Here is a 15462-nt window from a genome sequence, read left to right as displayed (position 1 = left end):
GTCTTCACACAAGGAGGGGTATACGTAGCTCTGAATTGTTCAACTAGGCTCAATCCGTGGCTCTTTCACAGAGCATCGAAGGCCTTTCCACCGACATGAGCGAGGGGCACGAGAATGATCCTCAGTGAAGACACGGCCCCCTGGGCGGCAACGCGGAACGGCCCGGCCATTCTCGGCGTCGGAACCGCTACCCCGGATTCCTCCTATTCCCAGCAGGACCTCCTGGACATGTACGGGATCCAGGACAGGCGGATCCGTTCGGTCTTCCTCAACAGTGCGATAGACCGGCGTTTTCTGACCGTTCCGCCGCATGGTGACGACGGTCGGCCGCGGATGGAAACGCAGGGCGAACTGCTCGCCAAGCACAAGGCCCGGGGCATCGACATGGGCGCCCGTGCGCTGCAGTCCTGCCTGAAGCAGACCGGAGCCGCGGTCAGCGACATCGGCTACCTCGTCTGTGTGACCTCGACGGGTCTGCTGACGCCCGGCTTTAGTGCCCTGCTCATCCGGGAACTGGGCATTCCCACCGACTGCAGCCGTCTCGACATCGTCGGCATGGGCTGCAACGCCGGCCTCAACGCCCTCAACGCGACAACCGGCTGGGCCTCGGCCAACCCAGGGAAGATCGCCATGATGGTATGCATCGAGGTGTGCTCGGCCGCGTACGTCTTCGACGGCACGATGCGCACCTCCGTCGTCAACAGCCTCTTCGGTGACGGCTCCGCAGCGATTGCCGTCTCGCACGACCCGGAGAAGCCCGGTCCGCAGGTACTGAAGTACGCCAGCTGCATCGTTCCCGACGCCGTGGACGCCATGCGCTACGACTGGGACGACGAACAGGGCAAGTTCAGCTTCTACCTGGACCGCGACGTGCCCTACGTGGTGGGCGCGCACGCCGAGCGCGTCGTCTCGTCCCTGCTCAGCGGGACCGGACTGCGGCGCAGCCAGATCGCCCACTGGCTGGTGCACTCCGGGGGCAAGAAGGTCATCGACTCGGTGTCGGTCAACCTCGGTCTCACCCGGCACGACGTGCGGCACACGACCGACGTGCTGCGCGACTACGGCAACCTCTCCAGCGGCTCCTTCCTGTTCTCGTACGAGCAGCAGCTGCGGGAAGGTCTGACACGCCCCGGCGACTACGGCGTCCTCATGACGATGGGCCCCGGTTCGACACTCGAGACGGCGCTCGTCCGCTACTGAACGGCCCTGTGCCGCACCTCTCTCACGACCTTTCTGGATGTTTTTTGGCCTCTCTCGGCCTTTCACGACAACGACGATCAGGACTCAGACATGTCTTCCTCGGACCTCGCCCCGGCCCCGGCCCCCCACACCCTCGACATCGACAGCACGCGCCCGCTGTGCCCCCTGCTGGTCGCTGACGTCAACGCGCTGTGCGACCGCCTAGAAGACGCGGGGGCCACGACGAGCGCCGTGATCCGGCTGCACGGCACGGGCCCGGCGGAGAACTGGCCCGGCGACGTCGGCATCGACGTGGTGAGCCGCTGGGAGAAGGCCCTGCGGCGGCTCGAACAGGGCCGGTTCGCCAAGATCGTGACCGTCGAGGGCGTCTGCAGCGGCCCCGCCCTCGACGTGCTCCTCACCGCCGACCACCGGATCGGCACGCCCGGGCTGCGTATCGCCGTGCCGGTGACCCACGACGGCGTCTGGGCGGGCATGGCTCTGCACCGCCTCACCAACCAGCTCGGCGGCCTCCACGCCCGCCGGCTCGTCCTGTTCGGCGCGGAGCTCTCCGAGCAGCGGGCACTGGCCATCGGGCTGATCGACCAGACCGCCAAGAACCCGGCCGCCGTCGCCGCACGGCTGGCCGGGCGCTTCGTCCGGCTGGACCCCGCCGAGCTCGCGATCCGTCGGCAGCTCGTCAACGAGGCCGGTGTGACCTCCTTCGAGGAGGCGCTGGGCAAGCATCTCGCCGCCTGCGACCGGACGTTACGCCGGACCAGGGGCGAGTTCGCGGGCGCCCGGGGCAACGCGTGATGAGCGACACGGAAGGAGTGGGGAACATGACGGCGCGTCCCGTGGCGGGCCCGGCGCAGTGGTCCGCGCGGACACCGGTCCTCAGCGGCTCCCTTCTGGCCGACGCCAACGCCCTGATGACGTACACGGCCGAGGCCGAGAAGCTGCTCGCGGAACTCCCGGCCAAGGCCGGGCGGAATCCCGGCGAGCAGCAGCTCGCCGTCGAGGTCATCGACGACCAGCGGCGGGTGCGCAGAGCGTTCCTGGAACTGCACGCCGAGCGGGTCTACCAGGAGCTGACCGGGGGCCTGCGGGAGCAGCGCTCGCTGTCCGAGCTGGTGATGGGCGCGTCCGAGGCCTTTCCCGGCCTCACCCCGACCGAGGCACAGATGGCGGCGGAACGCGAGTGCGCGACGCAGGCCGACAAGGACGGACGGGAGATCGACCAGGGTATCTTTTTCCACTGGGTGCTGCGGTCGCCGCAGGCTGGCCCTCATCTGATGCGCGCCCTGCTGCGGCCCACCCAGCGCGCCCGCTCGCTGCTGGGCGAGTTCGACCGGACGGGGAGCCTCGACCTGGGCACCGTACGGCTGGAACGCGCCGACCGGGCGGCTCACATCACCCTCTGCAACGGCCGTTTCCTCAACGCCGAGGACAACCAGCTCGTGGACGACCTGGAGACGGCCGTCGACCTCGCCCTGCTCGACGACCGCGTCAAGGTGGGGGTGCTGCGGGGTGGGAAGATGACCCACCCGCGCTACCAGGGCCGCCGGGTCTTCTGCGCCGGGATCAACCTGGTCGACCTGCATCAGGGCCGGATCTCGTTCGTCGACTTCCTGCTCCGCCGCGAACTCGGCCATCTCCACAAGCTGATCCGCGGTGTCCGGGTCGACGACGCCTGGCCGCGGCCCATGGTGGAGAAGCCGTGGGTGGCCGCGGTCGACAGCTTCGCGATCGGCGGCGGCATGCAGATGCTGTTCGCCGTCGATCACGTCGTCGCCGCCGCCGACTCCTACTTCAGCCTTCCGGCGGCCCAGGAGGGCATCGTGCCGGGCATGGCCAACCTCCGGCTGACCGCGCTCGCGGGCGGGCGGCTGTCGCGGCAGGTCATCCTGTCCGGCCGCAAGCTCTGGGCGCGCGAGCCGGAGGCGGGGGCCGTCTGCGACGAGGTGGTCGACCCCAGGCTGATGGACGCGAGCATCGAGGCGGCGGTCTCCCGCCTGGCGAGCCCGGCCGTGGTCCCGAACCGGCACATGATCAATGTCGCCGAGGAGCCGGTGGATCACCTCCGCGCCTATGCCGCCGAGTTCGCGCTGGAACAGGCACTGCGGCTGTACAGCGCCGACGTCATCGACAAGGTGGACCGGTTCAGCGCCGGCACGTCCCCGGAACGGCGGACGGGAAGCGGCTCGTGAAGCCCGTCGACGCGATGCTGGAGGTGCTGCGGGACGAAGGCGTGACCCGGGTCTTCGGCAATCCGGGCACGACGGAACTCCCCTTCGTCGAGGCGGTCACGGCGGCCCCCGACCTCCAGTACGTCCTGGGGGTTCAGGAAGCCTCCGTGGTCGCGATGGCCGACGGGTATGCCCGGGCCACCGGCCGCCCCGCCTTCGTCAGCCTGCACATCGCCGCCGGGCTCGCCAACGGCATGGTCGGGCTCCTCAACGCCGGCCGGTCGCGTACGCCGCTGGTGGTGACCGCGGGACAGCAGGACCGCCGCCACCTGGCACAGGACCCCATGCTCTCCGGTGACCTGGTGGGGATCGCCCGGGCGGCGGTCAAGCACACCTTCGACGTCCAGCACGCCCATGACCTCACGGGCATGCTCCGCCGGGCCTTCGCGCTGGCCGACCAGCCGCCCGCCGGCCCGGTCTTCCTCTCGATCCCGATGGATCTACTGGAGGAGGAGACGCCAGTCGCCCCGCCCGCGCCGAGGTCCCGGCTCGGCGGCCTCGGCCCCGCCGCCGGATGGCCGGAGGCCGCCGAACGGCTCGCCGCCGCGAAGCGACCGGGGATCGTCGCCGGCGACGGGGTGGGACGCGACGGCGCCGTGGCCGAGCTGGTGGCACTCGCCGAGGCGACCGGGGCGGCCGTCTTCCACCAGCCGATGCACGACGGCGTGGACTTCCCCACCGTGCATCCGCTCTACGCGGGCATGCTCGACGCCCGATACTCGGCGATCCGGGCCGCTCTCGAAGGCCATGACGTGGTGCTCATCGCCGGCACCCGGGCGTTCATGGCGCACCATTACGAACCCGGTTCGCCGATTCCAGCCGGCACCGACGTCATCCAGCTCGACAGCGACCCGGGCGAACCGGGGCGGAACTTCCCCGTCGCGCTCGGTCTGGTCGGTGGGGTCCGGGCCACGCTCGCGGCGCTCGCCTCGCAGCTCGCCGGGAAGGTGCCGGAGGCACCGTCGCGCATCGAGGCGATCGGCCCTGTGCACGAGGCCGCCCGTGCGCGGGTGCGCGAGCGCGCGCTGGCGGGTTACGGCGACGCCCCGATGCACCCGCTGGCCGCCGCGCACGCCGTCGTCTCGGGGCTCCCGGCGGACTCCGTCGTGGTGGAGGAGGCGATCACCAGCGGGCTGCTGCTGCGCAGCGTCCTGCCGTTGGAGCGTCCCCGTTCCTATGTCCACACAGTGGGCGGCGGACTCGGCTCCGGCATCGGCGCGGCGATCGGCTCCCGGATGGGGGATCCCAGCCGCCCGGTGGTCGCCGTGCTCGGCGACGGCTGCACCCTGTTCGGGCTCCAGGGGCTGTGGAGCGCCGCTCACTACCGCGTCCCGGTTACCTTCGTGGTGATGAACAACGGCGAGTACCGCACCCTGAAGGAGACGGCCGCCCGGCGGCGACGGAGCCGGGCCGCCCGCCGCGGCAACGGCGGCCTGGAGCTCACACCGCCACGGCTCGATCTGACGCCCGCCACGAGCCTTCTGGGCCTCAGGAACGGAACACCGGGCGGTCCCGACGGCCTGGATCTCACACCGCCAAAACTCGACTTCACCCGCGTCGCCGAGTTCTTCGGCATCACGGCGGTACGGGCCCGCTCGACGGACCACCTCGCCGAGGCCGTGGCGCGCGCCGCCGCGGGAACGGAGCCCGTCCTCATCGACGCCCCCGTCACGAGCCACGCCGACAGCGCCTGACCGGCGCGCGGATGCGCGGGAGAACCCATCGGAACGTCAGGAGGAAACCATGACAAGCCTGATCGACACGGTCGGGCGGGCCGGGACGGTGTTCAGCAACGGCTGGCGGTCCGCGTCCTGCGATGCCGTCGTCGAGGTGGTCGAACCGGCGACCGGGAAGACACTCGCCCAGGTCGGTGTCGCCGACGCGGCGGACGTCGCGCGGGCCGCGGCCGGCGCGGCGCGGGCGCAGCGGGCGTGGGGCGCCCTGCCCGCCGCCGCCCGTGCGGCCGTCCTGCGGCGCGCGGCGGCCGTGCTGGAGGAACACCGTGCGGAGGTCGTCCAGTGGCTGGTCCGCGAGGGCGGTGCGGTACGGGGGAAGGCGGAGACCGAGATCGCGGACGCGGCGGAGGAACTACTGCAGGCGGCGGCGCTGCCAACCCAGCCGCACGGCCAGGTCCTGCCCTCCGGACCGGACCGGTCGAGCGTGGCCCGCCGGGTGCCGCTCGGCGTGGTCGGGGTGATCAGCCCGTGGAACGTACCGCTGCTGCTCGCCCTGCGTTCGGTGGCCCCGGCGCTCGCCCTGGGCAACGCCGTGATCCTCAAGCCGGATGTCCGTACGCCGGTCTCCGGCGGCCTTGTCGTGGCGCGTCTGTTCGAGGAGGCGGGGCTCCCGGAGGGTGCTCTACACGTGCTGCCGGGCGACGCGGTCGCGGGCGGGGCGCTGACGTCCGACCCGACGGTGGCGATGGTGTCGTTCACCGGCTCCACCGCGGTCGGCCGGGAGGTGGGAGCCGCGGCGGGGCGCGCCCTGAAGCGGGCCTCGCTGGAACTCGGCGGCAACAACGCACTGATCGTGCTCGACGACGCCGACCTGGAAACGGCCGCGGCGGCGGGCGCCTTCGCGTCCTTCTTCCACCAGGGCCAGATCTGCATGGCGGCGGGGCGGCACATCGTGCACGCGTCGGTCGCCGAGGAGTACGTACGCCGGCTGGTCGAGGAGGCCCGGCGGCTCACCGTCGGCGATCCGTGGACCGGCCCGGTCGACCTGGGCCCGGTGATCGACGCCCGTCAGCTGCGGCGCACCCACGCAATCGTCCGCGACAGCGTCGCGGGCGGCGCCGAAGTGCGGTGCGGAGGCGTCCCGGACGGGCCGTTCTACCCGCCCACCGTGCTCACCCGAGTCACCCGGGACATGCCCGCCTTCACCGAGGAGATCTTCGGCCCGGTGGCGCCGGTCGTCGTCGTCCGGGACGAGGGCGAGGCGGTGGCCGTCGCCAACGACACCGAGTACGGCCTGGTGGCGGCGGTTCGGACGGGTTCACTCGAGCGAGGGCTCCGGCTGGCCGACCGGCTGCGGACGGGAATGATCCACATCAACGACCAGACCGTCAACCACCAGGCGGTGGTGCCCTTCGGCGGCTTCGGCGCCTCGGGCAACGGCGCCCGGCACGGGGCGCAGTTCGGCTGGGACTCGTACACCCAGTGGCAGTGGATTACGGCCCGGATCGGCGAGCCGACCTGAACCACGACGAGGCCGCAGCCCGCCGGGCTGCGGCCTCGTCGTCTTCTTCGCTCGTGCGGTCCTAGCGAGTGTCCGCGCCGCTGAGGCCCGTGAGCACGACGCCCCCGTCCGGGTTCCGCCGTCCGGCGAAGCCGGAACGGAGGAGGACTCCTCCGCGGCCGGGGACGGAGCCGTCGCCGATGACGTCGAAGGGCAGGGTCCGCCCCCTGGCGCACACCTCCCCCGCCTGCCCGGTGCGGAGGTTCTCCCCCAGGGCGCCGCGCACGCTCAGCCGCACACCGGGGGCCGCCCCGATCACCGGGCTGCCGCCGGAGGGCGTGTCCTGTCCCGCCGGGTACGTGCTCACCGCCCACGGCAGCACGCTCCCGCCGGGCGCGAACTCGGCGCGCAGGGCCGTGGTGGGCAGGATGGCGACGTGCCGGGCCACCAGTTCGGGCGCGCACGGGGCGCCCACGAGGAGGACCAGCCAGGGCCGCGGCGGGCGGGGTTCCCGCGCCAGGCTGTCGAGTTTCCGCGCGTACTCCTCCGAGTCGTGCACCACGACGCCCCCGTCGAGGCCCGCGACGGGTCCGCCCGGCCGCGCGTGCAGGGTGCCGCCCGATCCGAAGGCCCACCACATCGCTGACAGGGTGGCCGGCCCGGTGGGATGTTCGGCGACGACGACCGTCTGGCCGGTGGGGCCGGTCTGCGCGGATCTGGCGGCCATCGCCAGGAGCCACGCCCGGTGGTCCACGAGGTGTCCCGAGTTCCACGCCCCGCCCTCCTCGGCCGCCAGCAGATAGGCGGGCTCGGCGGGTGCGGAGCGCGGCAGCGCCCGGTCGACGGGGTGCGCCCCGAGCCGCTTCCACAGCCCGGGGTCGTCCAGGACGAACCGCCGCCGGCAGCGGTCGTGCTCCCACGCCTCCTGGGTCGCGCGGCCGCACAGCACCGTGTCGGCGCCGCTGACGACGGCGATCCGGCGGGTCTGTCCGGCGGGCAGGTCGCGGGGCACGGGGACGCAGACCCCGCCCGCCTTCATGACCGCCAAGTGGGCCACGAGCGTCTGCCGGTGGTCGACGCAGTGCACGACGACCGGGTCCCCCAGCTGCACCTCGGCGCTCAGCAGCGCCGTGGCGAGCTGGGCGGAAAGGAGGTCGGCCTTGCCATACGAGAGGGTGTACGGCCCCTCGCGTACCGCGACGGCCCCCGGGTGGCGCCGGGCGGCCCGGGTGAAGAGTCCGTCGAGTGTCCGGTCCGACCCGGCCGGGTGGTCCTGACGGCGGGTGCCGGGGCGGACTGATTCCCGGAGTTCGGCCGAGAGCATGTCTGCGTCTCCTTCTGGTCCTTGTCACCGCTTCCGCTATGCGGCGGGGGTGACGGAGGGGGAGCGGTCGGGCGGCCCGGGCGTGGTCTCCGGCACGATCACGGGCTTCGCGTACGTCCGGGTCAGCACAGGACCGGTCATCGCCGTGGTCACCAGTGCCATGACGACCAGCAGGGAGTACAGCCCGCCGTCGAGCAGCCCGGCCTGCAGTCCGACGCCGAGGATGACCAACTCGGTGAGGCCGCGGGTGTTCATCAGCGCGGCGAGCGCCGTGGCGGCCCTGGCGGGCAGCCCTGTGCTCCGGGCACCCAGGTACGTCCCGCCGAACTTGCCGAGCACGGCGACCAGCAGAACGGCCGCCAGTTCGGCGGACTGCGCCCAGCCGAACCCCCTGAGGTCCACCTTGAGTCCGGCGACGACGAAGTAGACGGGGAGGAGCACGGAGGTCACGGTGCGGGTGCGCTGCATGAGGTCGGCGCGCAGCCGGTCCGCGCCTTCGCTCGGCATGATCAGGCCGAAGAGGAAGGCACCGAAGATGTAGTGCATGCCCATGGCCTCGGTCGCCGCGCCGCAGAGCAGGGCGCCGATCAGCACCAGCGCGTACCACCAGGACGCCGCGGGTCCACGGCCGTCGCCCGGGGGCATGCGGCGGCGCAGCCAGGGGCGTACGACCAGGACCAGCACCAGGACGAACGGGATCATGAGGGCCACCCGCCAGTGGGCGCCCCCGCCTCCGATCGCGGCCTGCACCCCGGCCAGGGCGGTCCAGGCGACGATGTCCACGAGGGCCGCGGAGGCCAGTGCGATGCCGCCGAGCGCAGTGGCGGCGAGCCGTCGGTCGGAGAGGATCCTCGCCAGTACGGGGAAGGCCGTCACGGACACGGCCAGGCCCATGAAGACGATGAACGCGCCCTTCTGGTCGGTCTCGTGGTTCCGCAGCAGGAGGTAGCCGAGTCCGGTGCCGAGGACGAACGGCACCACCGTCGATCCGAGGCTGACGACCGCGGCCATCCGCCCTCGGCCGCGCAGCGCCTGGCGTTCGATCTCCAGTCCCACTCCGAACATGAACAGGGTGACGCCGACGTCGGCCATCGCGCTCAGCAGCGGCCGTATCTCGTGCGGGAACAAGGCGTCGGAGACCGCCCCGTTGAGGAGGGTCGGTCCGAGGAGCACGCCGGCGAGGATCTCGCCCACCACGGGCGGTTGTCCGATCCGAGTGGCGAGGTGCCCGAGTCCCTGGGCCAGGACGAGGATGAACGCGAGGTCGAAGAGGAGTAATGCCACCTGATTACCGTCCATGGCGACCACTCTGCTCCAGCCGCCTACAGATGCTCTGAACGGTCTCTAACGCCCGGGGCGCCTCGCCAGGAACCGGGGCGCGGGTCCCCGGCACGCGTGTGCCCCGTGACCCGGAGGGCGTCACGGGGCACACGGATGCGGCGAGGCGCCGTGGCGCGCGTCGCGCGCCCTCCGGGACGGCGCGACAGCCCTCAGGCGACCGAGGCGGTCGCCTGCAGCAGACGTGCGACGGCGGCGCTGCGGTGGGTCAGCGGCTCCCGCTCGGCACACTCGGCCGCGTAGAGCCGCATCAGCTCGTGGAACCGGTACGCACCCCGGCCGGCCTCGACGAGCAGGTGGCGGCGCGCGAGCAGCCTCAGCGTGCCGGCCGCTTCCGGCTCGGTGGTGCCGGTCAGTTCGGCCGCGGCCGACACGGTGATCAACTCGTCGCTGAAGAGCCCGAGGAGCCGGAACGTTCGCGCCGCTTCGGCGGGCAGCGCCTGGTACGACGTCTCGAACAGGGCGTGCAGGCTGGTCGAGGCGTCACCTCTGGACGCCAGCCGGTCGAGCCGGCCGTGTTCCTCGGCGAAGTGCTCGACCAGTGCCGCCAGGGGCACGTCCGGGTTGGCGGCCAGCGTCTCGGCCATCATGCGCAGCGTCAGGGGCCGTCCGCCGGAGAGTCCCACCAGCCGCCTGGCCACGGCCTCCTGGCGTCGCAGCCGGTCTCCGCTGAGACAGCGGAGCAGTGCCAGGGCGTCCTGGGTGCCGAGCGGGTCGAGCCGCAGCAGATGCGCGCCGTCGCGGACGGCGAGGCCGCCCAGCCGCTGTCGGCCGGTGCTGAGCACGCAGGAGGAGCCGCCCGGGATCAGCGGCCGTAACTGGTCGGCGCTGAGCACGTCGTCGAGCATGACGAGGACGCGCTTGCCGTGCAGCAGACTCCGGTACAGCGTCGCGCGGCTCGCCGCGTCCGCTGGGATGCGGTCGTCGTCGACCCCTAGGCTGCGCAGCACTTGGAGCAGGGCCTCGGAGGCGCTCAGCGAACGGCCCTCCATGCTCGTACCGCGCAGGTCGACGTAGAGCTGCCCGTCCGGGAAGTGCTCCGACAGCCGGTGGGCCAGTTCAAGCGCGAAGGCGCTCTTGCCAACTCCTGCCGGGCCGTCAATGACGACGATGGGGGTGGAGGCCCCCCACCTGTCGTTCTCGGTGAGCAGCCGTGCCAGTTGCTCCAGCTCCCCGGTGCGGCCGACGAACCCCCTGGCCACCGGGGGGAGTTGGGCGGGCCTGGGCGTCTCGGTGAGCACCATACGAGTCGTGGCGGGCTCCGGGGCGGACGTCCGGCCGCCCGCGGCGAGAGCGGTGCCCGTGCGGGCGGCTCCGCTCGAGGTGACCGGGCCGCCGGTCAGGATCTGCTGGTGCAGCATGCGCAGTTCGGCGCTGGGATCGATGCCGAGCTCGTGCCGCAGCAGCCGCCGGGTCTCGGCGTAGACCTCCAGGGCGTGTGCCTGGCGTCCGCAGCGGTACAGCGCCGACATCAGCAGCCAGCGCAGTTTCTCGCGCAGCGGTTCCTCGGCCACGGCACCGAGCAGCACGGTGACCGCTTCGACGGGGCGGTCCGCCGCCAGCATGTCGGCGGACCATTCCTCCACGGCCGTGAGCCGGAGGTCCTGGAGCCTCGTTCGTTCCATCGCCGCGAACGGTCCTGGAACGCCGGAGTGCGCCTCCCCGTGCCACAGGGACAGTGCAGACTCGGCGCTGTCCAACGCCTCCTGGAGCCTGCCTTCCGCGCGTGCGCGCCGCGCCTGGGCGTGGCGGCGGGCGAAGAGCGTGGCGTCGACCGCTTCGGGATCGGTCTGCAGGGCGTAACCGCCGGCGGTCGAGATGAGCAGTTCACCGCTCTCCCGTCTGCTGCGCTCCGGCTCGAGGATCCGGCGGAGCCCCGCCACGTAGGTGTGGACGCCGTTGGCCGCCGTCTGCGGGATGTCTCCACCCCACACCGCGTCGATGATGTGATCCACACTCACGACGTCGTTCGCCCGGCCGGCGAGCAACGCGAACACGGCTCGCTGCTTGGGCGGTCCGAGGACGACTTCTCTTCCGTGCCGCCAGGCACGGACCGGTCCGAGCAGTTGTACTTTCAAGGGCTCCCCCGCTGTCGGCATTGCCCTGTCGCCTCCTGAGATCGTGGTCACGGTCACCGGACCGTTTCTGCCAGTGATTCAGACGTACAGACGCTTGTCGGGCGCGGCGTCCGGCGCCTGCGCCGCGCGCTCGGTCGCGGGCGCCACCAGACAGCTGGCCACACACCTCAGCTTCTCCCTGGTCTCTTCCAGCTCCCGCTCGGGTAAGGAGTGTTCGACGATGCCGGCGCCGGCCTGCAGCCAGATCTCGCCGTTCCTGCGGAAGACGCTGCGCAGGGCGAGCGCGGCGTCCATGGAGCCGTCCTGCGCCAGCGTCATCACCGTGCCCGCGTAGAGGCCACGTTCGCGCGGCTCGACGGCCGAGATGGCGTCGTAAGCGGGGTGCTTGGGCACGCCGGAGGCGGTGACGGCGGGGAAGACGGCGGCGAAGGCGTCCCAAGGGCTGGCCTGCTGCGGCATCCGGCCCACGACCCTGGAGGCAAGGTGCTGCACGGAGCCCCGCTCCTTGATCACCATGTACTCCTGGACGACCACCGTCTCCGGCTTGCAGGGTCCGGCGAGTTCGTCGACCGCGACCTTCACCGAGATGGCGTGCTCGTGCAGTTCCTTCGGGTCCGCGAGGAGGTTCTCACGCAGCCGCCGGTCCTCGTCGGCGTCGCCGGTCAGGGCCCTGGTGCCGGCCAGCGGCTGGCTGGAGACGGTGCCGTCGGGCTCGACCTCCACGACGGTCTCCGGGCTGAAGCCCAGGGCCTGCATGCCTCCCATGTTCAGCAGGTAGGACCGTGCGGGGGTGTTGGCGCGACGTCCGGCGAGGTAGCTCGCCGGGAGGTCGATGTCGGAGGTGACGGGGACGATGCGGGAGACCACGGCCTTCTGCAGTTCACCGGCGCGTATGCGCTCCACGACGGTGGTCACGGAGTCACGGTAGGCGTCAGCGCCGGCCTCGATGTCCACGCGGACCGGTCGGCCCCGGGTGTCCGCCACCGGCTCCAGGCCGGCCAGGGTCTTCTCGACGAGGGCCATCTCCTGCGGGTCCAGACCGCGCACGACGGCGTGGTTCGCGGACAGGCGGGCCTCCGTGCGCGGAACGACGAGATGGAGCAGAACGTCGTTGTCGACCGGACGGCCGGCGACGGCGTAGGCGAGCTCGAAGGCGCTCCAGCCGTACGCCCGCCAGTCGGCCAGGTCCAGGCCGTCGAGGAACTCGCGGACCTGGGCCAACGGGTCACCCCGCCAGGGACGTTCGACGGTGGTGCCGTCCTTCGTCCATCGCACGGTGTCCGGTTTCAGTATGACCTCGGCCGCTGTTCCGCCGGCCACCGACCAACCGTCTGCGGCTTCGTATACGACATAGGTGGAGAACAGGCCTGACGCGGCGAGACCGGTGGCCGCGACCAGCGGCTCGACACCCGTGCGCACGGTTTCTTCGTGGTACGAGAAAACCACGGTTCCTCCTCCTTGGAGTTAACGACCGAAATTGACCACTACAGAGGCGGAAAACATTCGACCGTTCCCCACAGGAGAATTCAGGAGAATATCAACTCCGTGTTACGGAGAGGCCAGCACAGGATCGCACCACATGCGGTGACCAGCCTCTCAGCGCAGACCCAAGGAACTTTGGGCATGCAAAAAAAACCTGTGAAGCCTTCCTCCAACAGGATGTCATCCCCCCGAAATACGCTTCCCCCGGGCGGCTGAATACCCCTGCGACTCCCGCGAAAACCCCAAGAGCGGCCGAACCGAGGTGGACTCTACCTAGCTGCTTCTGCTTTCATCAACAGCATTTCGTCTCACCATCGAGACTTTACCTCGATTTGACCCAGTAAGCCTTTCCCATCATCTGGATCCGGCTGAATTCGAACCCCTTCAGAACAACCGATGTGAGGCGGCCCGGCGCTTTTGCACGGGGGAGTGGCCGGGCCGCCCGGACTCCGCCTGCCGCGCCACGCGTGGCAGCACGCGACAGAGTCGTCTCATCGAGGCGCCGGCCCCCCCACCGCACCGGCCGGCGTCACCACGGGCCGACCCCGCTCCCGGTTCCGTCTCGGCTCCCTCATTGGATCCCCCAGGGTTTTTGTACTTGTAAGTCGTACGCGTACAATAACTGTAGCCCGGCCTCTCGTCGTTGTCACCCCCGCCCCAAGAGCCCAGCACAGCGCAGCGATCCTTCGGCGGTCGGAGCGCGGAACGGGCAGCTCCACGACTCGGATGGGAGAAGCAGGGATGAAGCCCCGGAACGGACGTAGAGGCGGCGCGCGCCAGTCCGCACCCCTCTCGCAGGAGACGATCGTCAGGGCCGCGCTGCACATCCTCGACAGCGAGGGACCCCAGCGGCTGTCGATGCGACGGCTCGCCAAGGAGCTGTCCATCACGCCGATGGCCCTCTACCACCATGTGCGCGACCGGCACGAGCTGCTGCTCCTGCTGGTTGCCTCCCGGTCCCAGGGCCGTGACCGGCCGGTCCTGCCCGAGGACCCGCGCGAGAGACTTCTCGCGGCCGCCCAACTGCTCCACGACGTCCTCGCCCAGTACCCCTTCCTGAACGAGATCCTGGCCTCTCCCGATCTCTTGGCCGTGTCCGCGCTGTGGGTCATGGAGGCGCTCCTCGACGCGGCCGTCCAATGCGGTCTCACCCTGGAAGAGGCGGCCCAGGCACATCTAGCCATCTGGCACTTCACGGTCGGCGTCCTCCTGATCCGCACGGCCAGCCGCCGGCACCACGCCGAACTGACCCGCCCCACTCAGCGCGAACAGGTCTTCGCCACCCTGTCGCCCGACGCCTTCCCTCGTCTCACCTCGCTCGCCGACCGCTGGCCCTCGCTCACCGCGCGGGACACCCACCGAGTGGCCCTGGAGGACATCGTCGAGGGACTGCTCGGCGGGCGTCCGACAGACCCCGGAGAACACGCATGAGCATCGACACGGCACCCCTGATCGGGATCCTCGGCGCGTACGGGCGCGTCGGCGCAGCCGCGGCCCGCTTCCTCGCCGCCGAAGGCGGCTACCGGCTGCGGATCGGCGGGCGCTCCGCCGACCGGGCCTGGCGGTTCACCCGGACGCTCGGCGACCGCGCGGAGGCCGCGGTGGTCGACGCCCGCGACAGCCAGAGCCTGATGCACTTCACCCGCGGCTGTGCCGCCATACTCGACTGCTCCGGAACCGCGTTCTCCCTCCGCGGCCGGGTCCGCGCCGCGGTCCTCGCGGCCGGCGTCCACTACGTGGGCATGACGGACGACGGCGGCTCGCGCACTCCAACGGGGCCTTGCTCGGCCGTACTCTTCACGGGTCTTTCGGGCACCCTGGCCGGCTGGGTGCCGCGCTGGCTGGCCGACGGGCTCGACTCCGCGACCCGCTTCAGTGGCTGGTGGGGCGGCCTCGGTGCCATCCCGTCCCATACGGCGGTCTCCTGTCTGCTCGCCAAACGCCGGGCGGTCGACCTCCCCGGCGACGAGCATCCTCAGGACCGGGGTACGTGCGACGGCGAAGGCCCGCGGGACGAGGTAGCCCTTCCCGTGCCACAGGCGTTCGCGTCGCCGACGGCACCGCCGGCCCAGGCCGTCGCCGTCCGCCGGGTGCTCCCCGAGGAACTCCGGCAACAGGCCTACCTCCTGAGACTCGAGGAGGCCAGCTGGCACGAGGTGCTGAAGGGCCCCGGTGTGCCCGCCTTCCTGGACCGGTTCGCCCTGCGCGGTCCGGCGGCCGGCGACGGCGGGGCGCTCATGGCCGCCGCCCGGGAACTGGCCAAGGCGAGTCTGCGGGATGCCGCCGGGAGCTCCCCGTACCAGGTCCTGTACGGCACACTTGAGGGACTGGCAGCCGACGGCACCCCCGTACGCAGGAATGCGCTCCTGCACTGCACCGACGTGACAGGACTGGTGGGGGTGATCGCCTCGATCACGGTGCACGAGGTCACGAGGGGCCGGGTTCCGTCCGGTGTCCACGTCATGGCGGCTACGCTGCCCCCCGGGGACACCGCCGACTGGATCTTGCGTCACCTGCCGCGGGCGACGGCGCGGACGACGGAGGTCCCGACCGGCGAGCCGGGCACGACGACGGCGCCGCCGGCCGCCCGGCGCCCCGGATGAGGCCGCCGGCCGACGGCATGGCCGGGCGTCCG

The 15462-nt window shown here is 71.5% G+C and carries 11 protein-coding genes; 7 read left to right on the top strand and 4 right to left on the bottom strand.

The window, feature by feature from the left end; all coding sequences use genetic code 11:
- The first annotated feature begins 114 nt into the window (after positions 1 to 114).
- From dpgA to AB0M97_RS21525, 5 genes are all read left to right on the top strand, one after another.
- The gene (gene dpgA, locus AB0M97_RS21545) at positions 115 to 1200 is read left to right on the top strand and encodes a 3,5-dihydroxyphenylacetyl-CoA synthase DpgA (protein WP_365962533.1); all 1086 of its coding nucleotides are present in this window, start codon (positions 115 to 117) and stop codon (positions 1198 to 1200) included.
- 90 nt (positions 1201 to 1290) lie between these two features.
- A complete protein-coding gene (dpgB, locus tag AB0M97_RS21540; RefSeq protein WP_365962532.1) occupies positions 1291 to 1995 on the top strand; it encodes an enoyl-CoA-hydratase DpgB in 705 nt (234 codons plus the stop codon).
- A 26-nt stretch (positions 1996 to 2021) separates the two neighbouring features.
- Positions 2022 to 3389, top strand: coding sequence for a (3,5-dihydroxyphenyl)acetyl-CoA 1,2-dioxygenase DpgC (dpgC, locus tag AB0M97_RS21535; RefSeq protein ID WP_365962531.1), 1368 nt, complete (start codon positions 2022 to 2024; stop codon positions 3387 to 3389).
- Positions 3386 to 5122, top strand: a complete 1737-nt coding sequence (locus AB0M97_RS21530) for a thiamine pyrophosphate-binding protein (RefSeq protein WP_365962530.1) — start codon at positions 3386 to 3388, stop codon at positions 5120 to 5122. Before dpgC ends, AB0M97_RS21530 begins: the two co-directional genes overlap by 4 nt.
- A 49-nt stretch (positions 5123 to 5171) precedes the next feature.
- Positions 5172 to 6626, top strand: a complete 1455-nt coding sequence (locus AB0M97_RS21525; protein WP_365962529.1) for an aldehyde dehydrogenase family protein — start codon at positions 5172 to 5174, stop codon at positions 6624 to 6626.
- A 61-nt stretch (positions 6627 to 6687) separates the two neighbouring features.
- On the opposite strand, the gene AB0M97_RS21520 is transcribed toward AB0M97_RS21525, so the two are convergent.
- The 4 genes from AB0M97_RS21520 to AB0M97_RS21505 form a co-directional block, all read right to left on the bottom strand.
- On the bottom strand, positions 6688 to 7929 hold the full coding sequence (locus AB0M97_RS21520) for an AMP-binding protein (RefSeq protein WP_365962528.1): 1242 nt from the start codon (positions 7927 to 7929) through the stop codon (positions 6688 to 6690).
- 36 nt (positions 7930 to 7965) lie between these two features.
- Complete coding sequence (locus AB0M97_RS21515; RefSeq protein ID WP_365962527.1) at positions 7966 to 9228, bottom strand: cation:proton antiporter; 1263 nt, start codon at positions 9226 to 9228, stop codon at positions 7966 to 7968.
- Positions 9229 to 9419: 191 nt separating this feature from the next.
- Entirely contained in the window at positions 9420 to 11366 is a 1947-nt protein-coding gene (locus AB0M97_RS21510; RefSeq protein ID WP_365962526.1) for a BTAD domain-containing putative transcriptional regulator, read from the bottom strand.
- A gap of 57 nt (positions 11367 to 11423) precedes the next feature.
- Entirely contained in the window at positions 11424 to 12791 is a 1368-nt protein-coding gene (locus tag AB0M97_RS21505) for a salicylate synthase (RefSeq protein WP_365962525.1), read from the bottom strand.
- Positions 12792 to 13568: 777 nt separating this feature from the next.
- Between AB0M97_RS21505 and AB0M97_RS21500 the strand changes: the two genes are divergently transcribed.
- Positions 13569 to 14258 (top strand): TetR/AcrR family transcriptional regulator, encoded by a 690-nt coding sequence (locus AB0M97_RS21500; RefSeq protein ID WP_365962524.1) that lies wholly within the window; start codon positions 13569 to 13571, stop codon positions 14256 to 14258.
- A complete protein-coding gene (locus AB0M97_RS21495) occupies positions 14255 to 15430 on the top strand; it encodes a saccharopine dehydrogenase NADP-binding domain-containing protein (RefSeq protein ID WP_365962523.1) in 1176 nt (391 codons plus the stop codon). Before AB0M97_RS21500 ends, AB0M97_RS21495 begins: the two co-directional genes overlap by 4 nt.
- Positions 15431 to 15462: the final 32 nt, after the last annotated feature.

Origin of the sequence: Streptomyces sp. NPDC051207, from assembly GCF_040682395.1 — a bacterium.
In the GTDB taxonomy this organism is placed as follows: domain Bacteria; phylum Actinomycetota; class Actinomycetes; order Streptomycetales; family Streptomycetaceae; genus Streptomyces.
The sequence above is the reverse complement of the archived record's forward strand: the minus strand, read 5'-3'. Positions and strand labels throughout refer to the sequence as shown.

Bases quoted from the DNA above. Each gene is read 5' to 3' on its own strand.
- dpgA (WP_365962533.1), top strand. From the start codon at position 115: ATGATCCTCAGTGAAGACACGGCCCCCTGGGCGGCAACGCGGAACGGC.
- dpgB (WP_365962532.1), top strand. From the start codon at position 1,291: ATGTCTTCCTCGGACCTCGCCCCGGCCCCGGCCCCCCACACCCTCGAC.
- dpgC (WP_365962531.1), top strand. From the start codon at position 2,022: ATGACGGCGCGTCCCGTGGCGGGCCCGGCGCAGTGGTCCGCGCGGACA.
- AB0M97_RS21525 (WP_365962529.1), top strand. From the start codon at position 5,172: ATGACAAGCCTGATCGACACGGTCGGGCGGGCCGGGACGGTGTTCAGC.
- AB0M97_RS21520 (WP_365962528.1), bottom strand. From the start codon at position 7,929: ATGCTCTCGGCCGAACTCCGGGAATCAGTCCGCCCCGGCACCCGCCGT.
- AB0M97_RS21515 (WP_365962527.1), bottom strand. From the start codon at position 9,228: ATGGACGGTAATCAGGTGGCATTACTCCTCTTCGACCTCGCGTTCATC.
- AB0M97_RS21510 (WP_365962526.1), bottom strand. From the start codon at position 11,366: ATGCCGACAGCGGGGGAGCCCTTGAAAGTACAACTGCTCGGACCGGTC.
- AB0M97_RS21500 (WP_365962524.1), top strand. From the start codon at position 13,569: ATGAAGCCCCGGAACGGACGTAGAGGCGGCGCGCGCCAGTCCGCACCC.
- AB0M97_RS21495 (WP_365962523.1), top strand. From the start codon at position 14,255: ATGAGCATCGACACGGCACCCCTGATCGGGATCCTCGGCGCGTACGGG.